The sequence below is a fragment of the Bacillus cereus genome (genome assembly GCF_025917685.1).
GTDB lineage: Bacteria > Bacillota > Bacilli > Bacillales > Bacillaceae_G > Bacillus_A > Bacillus_A cereus_AT.
Genome location: NZ_CP089518.1, coordinates 312,501 through 329,258 on the forward strand (window position 1 = coordinate 312,501; position 16,758 = coordinate 329,258).

Sequence of the window (16,758 nt, forward strand, 5' to 3'; positions counted from 1 at the left end):
ACAACAGGTTGATATTCCTGTACCACCTCTTTATCGTTTGAGCAATGGAGGGACGCAGAAGGATAGAAGAAGCGTGCGATTGGTTGTGCACGTCCAAGCAGTTAGGCTGATAAGTAGGCAAATCCGCTTATCGTGAAGGCTGAGCTGTGATGGGGAAGCTCCTTATGGAGCGAAGTCTTTGATTCCCCGCTGCCAAGAAAAGCTTCTAGCGAGATAAAAGGTGCCTGTACCGCAAACCGACACAGGTAGGCGAGGAGAGAATCCTAAGGTGTGCGAGAGAACTCTGGTTAAGGAACTCGGCAAAATGACCCCGTAACTTCGGGAGAAGGGGTGCTTTCTTAACGGAAAGCCGCAGTGAATAGGCCCAAGCGACTGTTTAGCAAAAACACAGGTCTCTGCGAAGCCGTAAGGCGAAGTATAGGGGCTGACACCTGCCCGGTGCTGGAAGGTTAAGGAGAGGGGTTAGCGTAAGCGAAGCTCTGAACTGAAGCCCCAGTAAACGGCGGCCGTAACTATAACGGTCCTAAGGTAGCGAAATTCCTTGTCGGGTAAGTTCCGACCCGCACGAAAGGTGTAACGATTTGGGCACTGTCTCAACCAGAGACTCGGTGAAATTATAGTACCTGTGAAGATGCAGGTTACCCGCGACAGGACGGAAAGACCCCGTGGAGCTTTACTGTAGCCTGATATTGAATTTTGGTACAGTTTGTACAGGATAGGCGGGAGCCATTGAAACCGGAGCGCTAGCTTCGGTGGAGGCGCTGGTGGGATACCGCCCTGACTGTATTGAAATTCTAACCTACGGGTCTTATCGACCCGGGAGACAGTGTCAGGTGGGCAGTTTGACTGGGGCGGTCGCCTCCTAAAGTGTAACGGAGGCGCCCAAAGGTTCCCTCAGAATGGTTGGAAATCATTCGTAGAGTGCAAAGGCATAAGGGAGCTTGACTGCGAGACCTACAAGTCGAGCAGGGACGAAAGTCGGGCTTAGTGATCCGGTGGTTCCGCATGGAAGGGCCATCGCTCAACGGATAAAAGCTACCCCGGGGATAACAGGCTTATCTCCCCCAAGAGTCCACATCGACGGGGAGGTTTGGCACCTCGATGTCGGCTCATCGCATCCTGGGGCTGTAGTCGGTCCCAAGGGTTGGGCTGTTCGCCCATTAAAGCGGTACGCGAGCTGGGTTCAGAACGTCGTGAGACAGTTCGGTCCCTATCCGTCGTGGGCGTAGGAAATTTGAGAGGAGCTGTCCTTAGTACGAGAGGACCGGGATGGACGCACCGCTGGTGTACCAGTTGTTCTGCCAAGGGCATAGCTGGGTAGCTATGTGCGGAAGGGATAAGTGCTGAAAGCATCTAAGCATGAAGCCCCCCTCAAGATGAGATTTCCCATAGCGTAAGCTAGTAAGATCCCTGAAAGATGATCAGGTTGATAGGTTCGAGGTGGAAGCATGGTGACATGTGGAGCTGACGAATACTAATAGATCGAGGACTTAACCATATAATATGTAGCAAATGTTATCTAGTTTTGAAGGAATATGCCTTCATAGTTTGGTGATGATGGCAGAGAGGTCACACCCGTTCCCATACCGAACACGGAAGTTAAGCTCTCTAGCGCCGATGGTAGTTGGGACCTTGTCCCTGTGAGAGTAGGACGTCGCCAAGCAAAAACCTAAGTCGTTTCGACTTAGGTTTTTTTATGTTTATTTTTATTTACCAAATGTTAAAATCCATAAATTGAATGAAGCTAAAGAAGAGAAAAGAATGAAATAGAGGCTGTTTAAAATAATGGCAATGATTTTTTGTGCTCCTGATTTTCCGAATGCTCCTAAAATAATACCTAAGATAGGAAGCATTAGTTCTATCATAAGTATATATTTAAAATAATGAGAGTAGAAAAAATGGGATGATATAAATAAGTATTCAATAACTACAGCAATTATCGCGATAGAGAAACATAAATAGGATAATAGCACAGTTATTTTTTTCACGGTTATTTCTCCTTAGAAATTAAATGATTATAATATAAGTTCTATTGATGTATAGAATACAAGAGTGTATATACTTTGGTTGAAACATACTGAAGTAAATTATACGTAAAATAGATCTCTAGAAATATATATTCTAATTCCCCTTTCTTCTTGCATATAGTTGCAATTCTTCTTTTGAATATAACTAAAACACGAACGTTATTGATTACTAATAAAAAAACATTCGATTATTTGTTGACATTGTTTATGAAATATTGTTAATATAGCCATAGAAACAATAATATATAAGACCTCATATAATCGCGGGGATATGGCCTGCAAGTCTCTACCTAACGACCGTTATTCGTTAGACTATGAGGGAAAGTCACTCGGTATTTTTCTATTCACAAGGGATACGTATGCCTGAGTAGAGCGCTTTCTCTCATAGTAAAAGAGAAACTGTTCTATTTCAGGCTTTTTTTATTTGAATCGGGGGGATTCTAATATGAAATCACTAGTTGGAGTCATAATGGGAAGCACGTCAGACTGGGAAACAATGAAATATGCTTGTGACATTTTAGATGAATTAAATATACCGTATGAGAAAAAAGTTGTATCCGCTCATAGGACTCCGGATTATATGTTTGAATATGCAGAGACAGCTCGTGAACGTGGATTAAAAGTTATTATTGCTGGAGCCGGTGGAGCAGCGCATTTACCAGGAATGGTTGCAGCGAAGACAAATCTTCCTGTAATCGGTGTTCCAGTTCAATCAAAGGCGTTAAACGGCCTAGATTCATTATTATCCATTGTCCAAATGCCAGGAGGTGTTCCAGTTGCAACTGTTGCAATTGGTAAGGCTGGTTCAACGAATGCTGGATTACTTGCTGCACAAATACTTGGATCATTTCATGATGATATACATGATGCATTAGAGTTGAGACGAGAAGCTATTGAGAAAACTGTGCGTGAAGGTAGTGAGCTAGTATGACGAGAATCATTTTACCTGGAAAAACAATCGGCATTATTGGAGGCGGCCAGCTTGGAAGAATGATGGGGTTGGCAGCTAAGGAAATGGGTTATAAAATCGCTGTTTTAGACCCTACAAAGCATTCACCATGTGCACAAGTTGCTGATAATGAGATTGTTGCATCTTATGACGATCTAAAAGCAATTCAGCACTTAGCAGAGATAAGCGACGTTGTCACATATGAATTTGAGAATATTGATTATAGATGTTTACAATGGCTTGAAAAACATGCGTATTTACCACAAGGTAGTCAATTATTAAATAAAACACAAAATCGCTTTACTGAAAAGAATGCAATTGAAAAAGCTGGTTTACCGGTAGCATCGTATAGATTGGTTCAAAATGAAAATCAACTTGCAGAAGCAATTACAGAGTTATCTTTTCCTTCTGTCTTAAAAACAACGACAGGTGGATACGATGGTAAAGGGCAAGTTGTTTTAAAGAGCGAAGCTGATGTTGTAAGAGCAAAAGAGCTTACTAATAAAGCAGAATGCATTCTAGAAAAATGGGTACCTTTTGAAAAAGAAATATCAGTTATTGTAATTCGTAGTGTAAGTGGTGAAACGAAAGTATTTCCTGTAGCAGAAAATATTCATGTGAATAACATCTTGCATGAATCTATCGTTCCAGCTCGCATTACAGAAGAGCTTTCTCAAAAAGCAATTGCTTATGCAAAGGTACTTGCGGATGAATTAAAACTTGTGGGAACACTAGCGGTAGAGATGTTTGCTACAGCTGATGGTGAGATTTACATTAATGAATTAGCACCAAGACCTCACAATTCAGGGCATTATACACAGGATGCATGTGAAACGAGCCAATTTGGTCAACATATTCGAGCAATCTGTAATTTACCTCTTGGAGAAACAAATTTGTTAAAACCAGTTGTCATGGTAAACATTTTAGGCGAACATATAGAAGGGGTCCTAGGACAAGTGAATAGACTAACCGGGTGCTATTTACACTTGTATGGAAAAGAAGAAGCAAAAGCGCAGCGAAAAATGGGGCATGTTAATATTTTAAATGATAATATTGAAGTCGCTCTAGAAAAAGCGAAGAGTTTGCATATTTGGGACCATCAAGAACAACTGTTGGAGGGAAAAAGATGATTAATCGTTATACACGCCCTGAAATGGGTGCAATTTGGACGGAAGAAAACAAATTTAAGGCATGGTTAGAAGTTGAGATTTTAGCTTGTGAAGCATGGGCTGAGCTTGGCGACATTCCAAAAGAAGATGTGAAAAAAATTCGTGAACATGCATCATTTGATATCGATCGTATTTATGAAATCGAAAAAGAAACACGTCATGATGTAGTTGCATTCACTCGTGCTGTATCAGAAACACCAGCATTAGGTGAGGAACGTAAATGGGTTCATTACGGTTTAACATCTACAGACGTAGTAGATACAGCATTATCTTACATCTTAAAACAAGCGAATGAAATCTTATTAAAAGACTTAGAAAACTTCGTTAGCATTTTAGCTAACAAAGCGAAAGAGCACAAATACACAATCATGATGGGGAGAACACATGGTGTTCATGCAGAACCAACAACATTTGGTTTAAAGCTTGGTCTTTGGTATGAAGAAATGAAACGTAACGTAGAGCGTTTCAAACAAGCTGCTGATACAGTTCGCGTTGGTAAATTATCTGGTGCGGTTGGTACATACGCGAATATTGATCCATTCGTAGAAAAATTTGTTTGTGAAAACTTAGGATTAGAAGCAGCACCAATTTCTACACAAACATTGCAACGTGATCGCCATGCTCATTACATGTCAACACTTGCACTAATCGCAACATCTATTGAAAAGATGGCAGTTGAGATTCGTGGTTTACAAAAGAGTGAAACACGTGAAGTTGAAGAGGCTTTCGCAAAAGGTCAAAAAGGCTCTTCTGCAATGCCACATAAACGTAATCCAATTGGATCTGAAAATATGACCGGTTTAGCTCGTGTTATCCGCGGTTATATGATGACAGCTTACGAGAATGTTCCATTATGGCATGAGCGCGATATTTCTCATTCTTCAGCAGAACGCGTAATTTTACCAGATGCTACAATCGCGTTAAATTACATGTTAAATCGCTTTGGTAATATCGTTAAAAACTTAACTGTATACCCAGAGAATATGAAACGCAATATGACAAGAACATACGGCTTAATTTATTCTCAGCGCGTAATGCTTACATTAATCGACAAAGGTATGGTACGTGAAGAAGCTTATGATATCGTACAACCTAAAGCGATGGAAGCTTGGGAAACACAAGTACAATTTAAAGAGCTTGTAGAAGGTGATGAGCGCATTACGAGCAAGTTAACGCAAGAAGAAATTAATGAGTGCTTCAACTATGAGCATCATATGCAACATGTTGATACAATCTTTGAACGCCTTGGATTAAACGAAGCGTAAAATTTCATATGGCACAGAATAGAGTCATTCTGTGCCATTCTTTATAAAAATATTATTCACATTTTTCAAACTACAGGGGGCTTGCGAAATGCAAAAGCTAGAATTGCTGTATGAAGGTAAGGCAAAAAGAATTTATCGTACAGAATCAGCAGATATGGTTTGGGTAGAGTATAAAGATAGTGCGACTGCTTTCAATGGGGAGAAAAAAGAGACGATTACAGGAAAAGGTCGTTTGAACAATGAGATTACAACTTTATTGTTCAGAAAGTTACAAGAAGTAGGAATTAAAACACATTTCGTTGAGAAGTTATCTGAAACAGAGCAACTTGTTAAAAAAGTGAGTATTATTCCTCTAGAAGTTGTCACAAGAAATGTAATTGCAGGAAGCCTTTCAAAACGATTAAGAATGGAAGAAGGAACTGTACTTGCAGAACCAATCGTAGAATTTTACTTCAAAGATGATGATTTAGGAGATCCGCTTGTAACGGAAGATCATATTCGTGTATTAAACGTTGCATCACCAGAGCAAGTAAGCGTATTACGAGATATGGCTCTACAAATCAATCAAGTATTGATTGAGCATTTCGCAAGCTGTCGTGTAAGATTAGTAGATTTCAAATTAGAGTTTGGTGTAACAGATGAGGGAGAAATTATTTTAGCGGATGAAATTTCACCAGATACTTGCCGTTTATGGGATGAAGCGAGCAATGAAAAGTTTGATAAAGACGTATTCCGTCGTGATCTTGGGAATTTAACAGAAGCATATGAAGAAATTTTAAAACGTTTAGGGGGAATTTCACATGTATAAAGTTAAGGTATATGTAACGTTAAGAGAAAGTGTATTAGATCCACAAGGAACAGCAGTAAAAGGGGCACTTCATAGTCTTTCATTTACAGAAGTACAAGACGTTCGAATCGGAAAGTACATGGAACTAACAATTGATAAATCAGTATCTGACCTTGATGCAAAGGTAAAAGAAATGTGTGAAAAACTATTAACAAACGTTGTAATGGAAGACTTCCGTTATGAAGTTGAGGAGGTTGTCGCACAGTGAAATTTGCAGTAATAGTATTTCCGGGTTCGAACTGTGATGTCGATATGTTCCATGCAATTAAAGATGAGCTTGGTGAAGAGGTAGATTACGTTTGGCACGATAGAGAGAATTTAGATGAATATGATGCAATTTTACTACCAGGTGGCTTCTCTTACGGTGACTACTTACGCTGTGGTGCTATTTCTCGCTTTGCTAATGCAATGAAAGCAGTGCAAAAAGCTGCTGAGCAAGGAAAGCCGATTTTAGGTGTATGTAATGGATTCCAGATTCTTGTTGAATCGGGATTACTACCAGGAGCATTAATGAGAAACGAAAACTTAAAGTTTATGTGCCGTACGGTTCAGTTACGTGTTGAAAATAATGAAACTATGTTTACATCACAATATGAAAAAGATGAAGTAATCAATATTCCAATTGCACATGGTGAGGGGAATTACTATTGTGATGAAGCAACTCTTAAACAATTAGAAGAGAATAATCAAATCGCATTCCGTTATGTAGAAAATCCGAATGGAAGCGTTTCAGATATTGCTGGTATTGTAAATGAAAAAGGGAATGTACTTGGTATGATGCCACACCCAGAGCGTGCTGTAGATGAATTACTTGGCGGTGCTGAAGGGTTAAAAGTCTTTCAATCTATCTTAAAACAGTGGAGGGAAACATATGTCGTTAATGCTTGAACCAAATCCAACACAAATTAAAGAAGAACGCATATATGCGGAAATGGGGCTAACAGACGAAGAGTTTGCCATGGTTGAAAAGATTTTAGGCCGTCTGCCAAATTATACAGAAACAGGATTATTCTCTGTTATGTGGTCTGAACATTGTAGTTATAAAAATTCGAAGCCAGTACTTCGTAAATTCCCAACGACGGGTGAGCGCGTTCTGCAAGGACCTGGAGAAGGTGCTGGAATTGTAGACATCGGTGATAATCAAGCGGTTGTATTTAAAATGGAAAGCCATAACCACCCTTCTGCAATTGAACCATATCAAGGAGCAGCAACAGGCGTTGGCGGTATTATTCGTGATGTATTCTCTATGGGAGCACGTCCGGTAGCCCTATTAAACTCACTTCGCTTCGGTGAATTACAATCACCACGTGTGAAATACTTATTCGAAGAAGTAGTAGCAGGAATTGCAGGATACGGTAACTGCATCGGTATTCCTACTGTTGGCGGCGAAGTACAATTTGATCCATGTTATGAAGGAAATCCACTTGTAAATGCAATGTGCGTAGGTTTAATTAACCATGAAGATATTAAAAAAGGGCAAGCGCACGGTGCTGGTAATACAGTAATGTACGTAGGAGCATCAACTGGTCGTGATGGTATTCACGGTGCAACATTCGCATCTGAAGAGCTATCTGAAAGTTCAGAAGCGAAACGTCCGGCAGTTCAAGTAGGAGATCCATTTATGGAGAAACTTCTTATTGAAGCGTGTTTAGAACTTATTCAGTCTGATGCACTTGTTGGAATTCAAGATATGGGCGCAGCTGGTTTAACATCATCTTCTGCAGAAATGGCAAGTAAAGCAGGAATGGGTATTGAAATGTACTTAGATGATGTACCACAGCGTGAAACAGGAATGACACCATATGAAATGATGCTATCTGAATCACAAGAGCGTATGTTAATTGTTATAAAAAAAGGTAGAGAGCAAGAAATAGTAGATTTATTTGAGAAGTATGGTCTTGCAGCAGTTACGATGGGGAAAGTAACGGAAGACAAAATGCTTCGTTTATTCCATAAAGGTGAAAAGGTAGCTGAAGTACCAGCAGATGCTCTTGCAGAAGAAGCACCAATTTATCATAAACCATCAAAAGAAGCAGCATACTTTGCTGAGTTCCAGCAGATGAAAATGGAAACACCAAAAGTAGAAGATTATAAAGAAACGTTATTCGCTTTACTACAACAACCGACAATTGCAAGTAAAGAGTGGGTATATGATCAATATGATTATCAAGTACGCACAAGCACAGTTGTTACACCAGGTTCAGATGCAGCGGTTGTACGTGTGCGCGGTACAGAAAAAGGATTAGCAATGACGACAGATTGCAACTCACGCTATATTTACTTAGATCCAGAAATGGGCGGGAAAATTGCGGTAGCAGAGGCAGCTCGTAATATCGTATGTTCTGGCGGAGAACCACTTGCAATTACAGATTGCTTAAACTTTGGTAACCCAGAAAAACCAGAGATCTTCTGGCAAATTGAGAAATCAGTAGACGGTATGAGTGAAGCTTGTCGCACATTACAAACGCCAGTTATCGGCGGAAACGTATCGATGTATAACGAGCGTAGTGGTGAAGCGGTATATCCAACACCGACTGTTGGTATGGTTGGTCTTGTACATGATCTAAAACACGTAACAACACAAGAATTTAAGCAAGCTGGCGATTTAGTTTACGTAATCGGAGAGACGAAAGCTGAGTTTGGTGGAAGTGAATTACAGAAAATGGTCCACGGCAAAATTTTCGGCCAATCACCAAGTATCGATCTAGATGTAGAATTAAAACGTCAAAAACAAGTATTAGAAGCAATTCAAGCTGGCCTTGTTCAATCTGCACATGATGTTGCTGAAGGTGGTTTAGCAGTTGCAATTTCTGAAAGTGCAATTGGTGCTAACGGTTTAGGTGCTAATGTGAAATTAGACGGAGAAGCAACGGCAGTATTATTTGCGGAATCACAATCTCGCTTCGTTCTAACTGTAAAACGTGAAAATAAAGAAGCATTCGAGAAAGTCGTTGAAGCAATTCAAGTTGGAGAAGTGACAAATACAAATGAAGTAACAATTAATAATGAAGAAAATGAAGTATTACTTACAGCAAATGTAGACGAAATGAGAAAGGCTTGGAAAGGGGCAATCCCATGCTTGCTGAAATAAAGGGGTTAAATGAAGAATGTGGCGTTTTCGGAATTTGGGGGCATGAAAATGCAGCACAAGTTTCGTACTACGGATTGCACAGTTTGCAGCACCGTGGGCAAGAGGGCGCAGGCATTGTTGTAAATAATGGGGAAAAAATCATCGGTCACAAGGGGTTAGGTTTAATATCAGAAGTGTTTTCAAGAGGTGAGCTAGAAGGATTAAACGGGAAATCAGCAATCGGACACGTACGATATGCGACAGCAGGTGGAAGTGAAGTTGCTAACGTTCAACCATTATTATTCCGTTTTTCTGATCATAGTATGGCATTAGCTCATAACGGAAATTTAATTAATGCAAAGATGCTTCGTCGTGAATTAGAGGCAGAAGGAAGTATTTTTCAAACAAGTTCAGATACAGAAGTACTTTTACATCTCATTAAACGTAGTACAAAAGATTCTTTAATTGAAAGTGTAAAAGAGGCTTTAAATAAAGTGAAAGGTGCGTTTGCATATCTTTTACTAACTGGAAATGAAATGATCGTTGCGTTGGATCCAAATGGATTCCGTCCTCTTTCAATTGGAAAGATGGGGGATGCTTACGTTGTAGCATCAGAAACATGTGCTTTCGATGTAGTGGGTGCTACATATATTCGCGATGTAGAACCTGGTGAATTACTTATCATCAATGATGAAGGAATTCATGTAGATCGTTTTACAAATGAAGTAGATCATGCAATTTGTAGTATGGAATACATTTACTTTGCACGTCCGGATTCTAATATTGCAGGTATTAACGTTCATGCAGCACGTAAAAATATGGGGAAACGTTTAGCGGCAGAAGCTCCTATTGAAGCTGATGTTGTTACTGGTGTACCAGATTCTAGTATTTCAGCTGCGATTGGCTATGCGGAGGCGACAGGCATTCCGTATGAGTTAGGATTAATTAAAAATCGTTACGTTGGACGTACATTTATTCAACCTTCTCAAGAACTGCGCGAGCAAGGGGTAAAGATGAAGCTTTCCGCAGTAAGAGGTGTAGTTGAAGGGAAACGAGTTGTTATGATTGACGATTCTATCGTAAGAGGAACGACAAGTAAACGAATTGTTCGTATGCTTCGCGAGGCTGGAGCGACAGAGGTTCATGTAAGAATCGCTTCACCACCTCTGAAATATCCATGCTTCTATGGTATTGATATTCAAACGAGAAAAGAATTAATTGCAGCAAATAATACAGTAGAAGAAATACGTGAAATAATCGGAGCAGATTCTTTAACATTTTTAAGCGAAGATGGATTAGTAGATGCAATTGGACGTCCATATGAAGGGAAATATGGCGGCCTATGTATGGCTTACTTCAATGGAGACTATCCAACAGCACTTTATGATTATGAGCAAGAGCTTTTAGAAAGTATGAAATAAGAAGAAAAAAGCTTCTACCTCTTTTGATGTAGAAGCTAGCTTCTTTCTTAAAACGGCCGCCCTGGATGGGGAGAAATTAAAAGACGAGGTGTAAATAACGATGGCGAATGCATATAAGCAAGCAGGAGTAGATATTGAAGCTGGATATGAAGCGGTATCTCGCATGAAAAAACACGTACAAACAACAATGAGAAAAGAAGTACTAGGCGGTTTAGGCGGTTTTGGAGGTATGTTTGATCTATCAAAATTTGCATTAGAAGAACCTGTATTAGTATCTGGAACAGATGGCGTGGGAACAAAATTAATGCTCGCTTTTATGGCAGATAAACATGACACAATCGGTATTGATGCAGTAGCAATGTGTGTAAATGATATTGTTGTCCAAGGAGCAGAGCCGCTTTTCTTCCTTGATTATATTGCTTGTGGTAAAGCTGAACCTAGTAAAATTGAAAACATCGTCAAAGGTATATCAGAGGGCTGTCGCCAAGCTGGTTGTGCATTAATTGGTGGAGAAACAGCTGAAATGCCAGGAATGTATTCTACGGAAGAGTATGATTTAGCTGGTTTTACAGTTGGGATTGTTGATAAAAAGAAAATTGTAACAGGTGAGAAAATTGAAGCTGGTCACGTATTAATTGGATTAGCATCTAGCGGTATTCATAGTAATGGTTACTCTTTAGTACGAAAAGTGTTACTAGAAGATGGAGAGCTATCTTTAGATCGTATTTACGGACGCTTAGAGCTACCTCTTGGTGAAGAATTATTAAAACCAACGAAAATTTATGTCAAACCTATTTTAGAACTATTGAAGAAACATGAAGTATACGGTATGGCGCATATTACAGGTGGCGGATTCATTGAAAATATTCCACGTATGTTGCCAGAAGGAATTGGTGCTGAAATTGAGCTAGGAGCTTGGGAAATTCAGCCGATCTTCAGTTTACTTCAAGAAGTTGGAAAACTGGAAGAGAAAGAAATGTTCAATATTTTTAACATGGGTATTGGTATGGTAGTAGCGGTGAAGGAAGAAGATGCAAAAGATATTGTTCGTCTTCTTGAAGAGCAAGGCGAAACAGCTCGTATTATTGGACGCACTGTACAAGGTGCTGACGTTACTTTTAACGGGAGCACAGAACTATGAGTAGATTAGCAGTTTTTGCTTCTGGAAGCGGCTCTAACTTTCAATCTCTCATTAATGCGGTAGAAGAAAAAAGATTGGATGCAGATATTAGTTTATTAGTATGTGATAAACCAGAGGCACGCGCTATTGGACGGGCACATTATCACCATATTCCGTGTTTCGCCTTTTCAGCGAAAGCATATGAGTCAAAAGAAGCATTTGAAAAAGAGATATTAAAGAAGCTAGAAGAATATGAAATTGATTATGTTATTTTAGCTGGCTATATGCGTTTAATCGGGCCGACTTTACTAGAAGCGTACGGCGGGAAGATTATTAATATTCATCCATCACTACTACCGAGTTTTCCAGGTAAAGATGCTGTCGGTCAAGCGTTAGAAGCAGGTGTGAAAGTAACTGGAGTAACGATTCATTATGTAGATGCAGGTATGGATACAGGTCCGATTATTGCGCAAGAAGCAGTAGTTGTTTCTGAAGGGGATACGAGAGAAAGTTTACAAAAGAAAATTCAACAAGTTGAACATAAATTATACGTAAATACAGTGAATCAAATTGTTCAGTCTGTGAAAGAACCAACTGTTAACTAACATACAACCAGGGGTGAAGGATAAATGAAAAAGCGTGCATTAGTAAGTGTTTCAGATAAAACAGGAGTAGTAGAATTTGTTAAAGGCTTACTTGAACAAGGGATCGAAGTTATCTCAACAGGTGGTACGAAAAAATTACTAGAAGAAAACGGTTTACAAGTAATCGGTATTTCTGAAGTAACTGGTTTCCCAGAAATTATGGATGGCCGTGTAAAAACATTACATCCAAATATTCATGGTGGTCTATTAGCCGTTCGTGATAATGAAACACATGTAGCGCAAATGAATGAATTAGGCATTCAACCAATTGACTTTGTTGTTGTTAACTTATACCCATTTAAAGAAACAATCGCTAAGCCTGATGTAACATTTGCTGATGCAATTGAAAATATTGATATCGGTGGCCCAACAATGATTCGCTCTGCTGCGAAAAATCATAAATTTGTCTCGGTAATTGTAGATCCAGTAGATTATGATGTTGTATTAGCAGAACTGAAAGAGAACGGCGAAGTAAAAGAAGAGACGAAACGTAAATTAGCAGCGAAAGTATTCCGTCATACAGCAGCATATGATGCGTTAATTTCTAACTACTTAACAGAACAAATGGGTGAAGAAAGTCCAGAAACGTTAACTGTGACGTTTGAGAAAAAGCAAGACTTACGTTATGGAGAGAACCCACATCAAAAGGCTACTTTCTATAAAGCACCATTTGCTGCAACTTCTTCAGTTGCATATGCAGAACAATTACACGGTAAAGAATTATCTTATAACAATATTAACGATGCAGACGCAGCGCTTAGCATCGTAAAAGAATTTACAGAACCAGCAGTAGTGGCGGTAAAACATATGAATCCATGTGGTGTTGGAGTAGGAACTGATATTCATGAAGCATACACACGTGCTTATGAGGCAGATCCAGTATCAATTTTTGGCGGTATTATTGCAGTTAATCGTGAAATTGATAAAGCTACAGCTGAAAAGTTACATGAAATTTTCTTAGAAATTGTTATCGCACCTTCGTTCTCGCAAGAAGCTTTAGAAGTGTTGCAAAGTAAGAAGAACTTACGTTTACTAACTGTAAATATTGAAAAAGCGACAAGTGCAAGTAAAAAATTAACTTCTGTACAAGGTGGACTTCTTGTTCAAGAGGAAGATACGTTATCATTAGATGAGAATACAATTTCAATTCCAACGAAACGTGAACCGTCAGAGCAAGAGTGGAAAGACTTAAAACTAGCTTGGAAAGTTGTAAAGCATGTGAAATCAAATGCAATTGTTTTGGCGAAAGATGATATGACAATTGGTGTCGGTGCTGGACAGATGAACCGTGTAGGTTCTGCAAAAATCGCAATTACACAAGCTGGCGAAAAAGCACAAGGTAGCGCACTTGCATCTGATGCTTTCTTCCCAATGCCAGATACAGTAGAAGAAGCAGCGAAAGCAGGTATTACAGCAATTATCCAACCGGGTGGATCAATTCGTGATGAAGATTCTATTAAGATGGCAGATGAGTATGGGATTGCGATGGTGTTCACTGGCGTACGTCATTTCAAACACTAATAGAGGATGTTTAAAAAGTCCGGTCAAGATAACTGTCGCATGTCGTCGTTGCATTGCCAGTGCGGTACTCATGTAGGAAAACTACACTCCGTGTCCTCCTGTCGAATGCGCCTCGACCTGCTCGGTTCTCTTGATCCTCCTTTTTAAACTTATATTGATAAGGGTGTTTAAAAAGTCCGGTCAAGATAACTGTCACATGTCGTCGTTGTATTGCCAGTGCGGTACTCATGTAGGAAAACTACACTCCGTGTCCTCCTGGCAAATGCGCCTCGACTTGCTCGGTTCTCTTGATCCTCCTTTTTAAACTTACAGTGATAGAAAAAGCAAACTAGGAGCATAGCTTCTAGTTTGTACTTATTTAATTATTGGGGGATGAAATATGAATGTTTTAGTAATTGGTCGCGGTGGGCGTGAGCACGCTTTAGCTTGGAAATTTGCACAATCTGAAAAGGTAGAAAAAGTATATGTAGCACCAGGTAATGAAGGTATGCGAGATGTCGCAACACCAATTGATATTGATGAAAATGATTTTGATGCATTAGTCTTATTTGCCAAAGAGAATAATGTTGAATTAACTTTCGTTGGACCTGAAATTCCGCTTATGAACGGAATCGTGGATCGTTTTAAGGAAGAGGGACTTCGTGTATTTGGTCCTAATAAAGCAGCTGCTGTTATTGAAGGTAGTAAAGCTTTTACGAAGGAATTGATGAAAAAGTATGATATTCCAACTGCGGCATATGAAACTTTTACAGACTATGAAGAAGCGGTAAAGTATATTCAAAAAGTTGGTGCACCGATTGTAATTAAGGCAGATGGTTTAGCTGCTGGTAAAGGTGTAACAGTAGCAATGACGCTTGAAGACGCATTACAAGCTGTGAAAGAAATGCTGCAAGATGTGAAATTCGGTGAAGCAAGCAAGAAGGTCGTTATTGAAGAGTTTCTAGATGGACAAGAATTTTCATTAATGGCATTCGTGAATGGAACAACCGTACATCCGATGGTAATTGCTCAAGATCATAAACGCGCTTTTGATGGGGATAAAGGTCCAAATACAGGCGGAATGGGTGCATATTCTCCAGTACCACAAATTCCAGAATCAGCAGTTCAAGAAGCGATTCAAACAGTATTACACCCAACTGCCAAGGCGATGATTGCAGAAAACCGTTCGTTTACAGGTATTTTATACGCAGGTCTTATTTTAACAAATGATGGTCCAAAGGTAATTGAATTTAATGCACGCTTTGGTGATCCTGAAACAGAAGTTGTATTACCTCGCTTAGAAAACGATTTAGTTGATGTATGTAACGCTGTATTAGATGAAAGTGAATTAAAATTACAATGGTCAGAAGAAGCGGTAATCGGTATCGTACTGGCTTCTAAAGGATACCCAGAAGCATATAAAAAAGGTGATATTATTAGCGGACTAGATGCGCTGCAAGATGTGATTGTTTTCCATGCGGGTACAGCGATGAAACATGGAGACTTTGTAACAAACGGTGGCCGTGTGCTATTTGTTGCTTGTAAGGCGAATAGTTTACAAGAAGCGAAAGACAAAGTATATAAAGAAATCGGTAAAATTGAGAGTGATGGTTTATTTTATCGAAGTGATATAGGATATCGCGCAATTGGGCATGAGATGACGAGAAGCTAATATGAAAATCCCGCTGATTTCTCAGCGGGATTTTTTATTCATCTTTATCTTTTTTCAATTTCCCTTTTTGCTTTGCCATTTCTCGAAGCAAATACTCGATGTGTGCATTGACGCTACGAAACTCATCATTCGCCCATTTTTCGATGACTGCGTGTAATTCAGGATCAATACGTAATGGAAAGCTTTTCTTTTTAGCCATAATTATTTACAACCTTTTAATATAGGCTTCCTGTATTAATAACTGGCTGCGCACCTTTATCTGAAACGATGGCAACTAATAAGTTGTTTACCATATTTGCTTTACGCTCGTCATCGAGTTCCAGCACGCCTTCTTCATCTAACATATGGATTGAATCTTTCGCCATCTTCACAGCACCTTCAACAATCTCTTTTCTAGCAGCTAATACTGCTTTTGCTTGTTGACGTTGTAGCATTGCATGGGCAATTTCTGTTGCGTAAGCTAAATGTGTTAAACGAGTTTCTAATACTTCTACGCCAGCGATTTCAAGGCGCGCTTCTAACTCACGTTTTAATTCTTCAGAGATTTCTTCAGTATTTCCGCGTAACGTAATGCAAGTTTCATCTTGAAAATTATCATAAGGATATTTTGTTGCAACGTGGCGGATTGCCGTTTCGCTTTGAATTTCTACGAATCGATCGTAATGCTCAACACCAAACATTGCTTTTGCAGAATCAACAACTTTATATACGATAACGGCTGCAATTTCAATTGGATTTCCCTCAACATCGTTTACTTTTAATTTCTTACTGTTAAAGTTTTCAACACGTAACGATACAGTTTGACGGAATGCGAATGGAATTGTTAAAAATAAACCGTTTTGACGAATTGTTCCTAAATAATTACCGAAAAACGTAATGACTTTCGCTTGGTTTGGTTGAACAATACCAATACCTGTAGCGAGAACCGCTGCTAAAATAATTGTTAATGCTGCTACTATGAAAATTTCTTGGGCAAGGCAAAATATACCGATAGCAGCTAAAATCAAAATCCCGATAATACCGAGAAAACCATTTACATAAAAAACTTGTTTTTCTTTCATATGATCGCCTCCT

General features: G+C 39.4%; 15 protein-coding genes, 2 rRNA genes and 1 riboswitch (1 of these 18 cut by a window edge). Of the genes, 14 read left to right on the plus strand and 3 right to left on the minus strand.

Translation table 11 applies throughout. The features are described from left to right. Positions 1 to 1,498: ribosomal RNA gene (locus LUS72_RS01700) — 23S ribosomal RNA — on the plus strand; it begins 1,424 nt to the left of the window's first position. Positions 1,499 to 1,547: 49 nt separating this feature from the next. After that, a 5S ribosomal RNA gene (gene rrf, locus LUS72_RS01705) occupies positions 1,548 to 1,663 on the plus strand. Between the two features lie 43 nt (positions 1,664 to 1,706). Here rrf and LUS72_RS01710 read toward each other — a convergent pair. Continuing rightward, positions 1,707 to 1,988, minus strand: coding sequence for a hypothetical protein (locus tag LUS72_RS01710; protein ID WP_097829015.1), 282 nt, complete (start codon positions 1,986 to 1,988; stop codon positions 1,707 to 1,709). A gap of 272 nt (positions 1,989 to 2,260) precedes the next feature. Then, positions 2,261 to 2,362, plus strand: a riboswitch (purine riboswitch). Between the two features lie 110 nt (positions 2,363 to 2,472). Between LUS72_RS01710 and purE the strand changes: the two genes are divergently transcribed. The 12 genes from purE (at position 2,473) to purD (ending at position 15,684) form a co-directional block, all read left to right on the plus strand. Next, a complete protein-coding gene (gene purE, locus LUS72_RS01715; protein WP_002010008.1) occupies positions 2,473 to 2,958 on the plus strand; it encodes a 5-(carboxyamino)imidazole ribonucleotide mutase in 486 nt (161 codons plus the stop codon). Next, positions 2,955 to 4,106, plus strand: a complete 1,152-nt coding sequence (purK, locus tag LUS72_RS01720) for a 5-(carboxyamino)imidazole ribonucleotide synthase (protein ID WP_264448515.1) — start codon at positions 2,955 to 2,957, stop codon at positions 4,104 to 4,106. The genes purE and purK overlap by 4 nt, the downstream gene beginning before the upstream one ends. Beyond that, entirely contained in the window at positions 4,103 to 5,410 is a 1,308-nt protein-coding gene (gene purB / locus LUS72_RS01725) for an adenylosuccinate lyase (RefSeq protein ID WP_097829013.1), read from the plus strand. The genes purK and purB overlap by 4 nt, the downstream gene beginning before the upstream one ends. Positions 5,411 to 5,498: 88 nt before the next feature. After that, on the plus strand, positions 5,499 to 6,218 hold the full coding sequence (gene purC / locus LUS72_RS01730) for a phosphoribosylaminoimidazolesuccinocarboxamide synthase (RefSeq protein WP_264448516.1): 720 nt from the start codon (positions 5,499 to 5,501) through the stop codon (positions 6,216 to 6,218). Then, positions 6,211 to 6,465: a phosphoribosylformylglycinamidine synthase subunit PurS gene (gene purS, locus LUS72_RS01735; RefSeq protein ID WP_000278821.1), complete on the plus strand. Its 255-nt coding sequence runs from the start codon at positions 6,211 to 6,213 to the stop codon at positions 6,463 to 6,465. The genes purC and purS overlap by 8 nt, the downstream gene beginning before the upstream one ends. Continuing rightward, the gene (gene purQ / locus LUS72_RS01740) at positions 6,462 to 7,145 is read left to right on the plus strand and encodes a phosphoribosylformylglycinamidine synthase subunit PurQ (protein ID WP_000666771.1); all 684 of its coding nucleotides are present in this window, start codon (positions 6,462 to 6,464) and stop codon (positions 7,143 to 7,145) included. The genes purS and purQ overlap by 4 nt, the downstream gene beginning before the upstream one ends. Beyond that, positions 7,129 to 9,348 (plus strand): phosphoribosylformylglycinamidine synthase II, encoded by a 2,220-nt coding sequence (gene purL, locus LUS72_RS01745; protein WP_097829012.1) that lies wholly within the window; start codon positions 7,129 to 7,131, stop codon positions 9,346 to 9,348. Before purQ ends, purL begins: the two co-directional genes overlap by 17 nt. Further along, entirely contained in the window at positions 9,333 to 10,748 is a 1,416-nt protein-coding gene (gene purF / locus LUS72_RS01750; protein WP_000879018.1) for an amidophosphoribosyltransferase, read from the plus strand. Before purL ends, purF begins: the two co-directional genes overlap by 16 nt. A 100-nt stretch (positions 10,749 to 10,848) precedes the next feature. Beyond that, a complete protein-coding gene (purM, locus tag LUS72_RS01755) occupies positions 10,849 to 11,889 on the plus strand; it encodes a phosphoribosylformylglycinamidine cyclo-ligase (protein ID WP_097829011.1) in 1,041 nt (346 codons plus the stop codon). Beyond that, positions 11,886 to 12,473, plus strand: coding sequence for a phosphoribosylglycinamide formyltransferase (gene purN, locus LUS72_RS01760; protein WP_097829010.1), 588 nt, complete (start codon positions 11,886 to 11,888; stop codon positions 12,471 to 12,473). Before purM ends, purN begins: the two co-directional genes overlap by 4 nt. Before the next feature lie 24 nt (positions 12,474 to 12,497). After that, positions 12,498 to 14,033: a bifunctional phosphoribosylaminoimidazolecarboxamide formyltransferase/IMP cyclohydrolase gene (gene purH / locus LUS72_RS01765; protein ID WP_097829009.1), complete on the plus strand. Its 1,536-nt coding sequence runs from the start codon at positions 12,498 to 12,500 to the stop codon at positions 14,031 to 14,033. Positions 14,034 to 14,412: 379 nt separating this feature from the next. After that, positions 14,413 to 15,684: a phosphoribosylamine--glycine ligase gene (purD, locus tag LUS72_RS01770; RefSeq protein ID WP_097829008.1), complete on the plus strand. Its 1,272-nt coding sequence runs from the start codon at positions 14,413 to 14,415 to the stop codon at positions 15,682 to 15,684. A 34-nt stretch (positions 15,685 to 15,718) separates the two neighbouring features. Here the strand turns inward: purD and LUS72_RS01775 are convergent, their stop codons facing one another. After that, entirely contained in the window at positions 15,719 to 15,883 is a 165-nt protein-coding gene (locus LUS72_RS01775) for a type II toxin-antitoxin system antitoxin (protein WP_001085172.1), read from the minus strand. A gap of 16 nt (positions 15,884 to 15,899) precedes the next feature. Continuing rightward, positions 15,900 to 16,745 (minus strand): SPFH domain-containing protein, encoded by an 846-nt coding sequence (locus tag LUS72_RS01780; RefSeq protein ID WP_264448517.1) that lies wholly within the window; start codon positions 16,743 to 16,745, stop codon positions 15,900 to 15,902. Positions 16,746 to 16,758 lie beyond the last annotated feature (13 nt).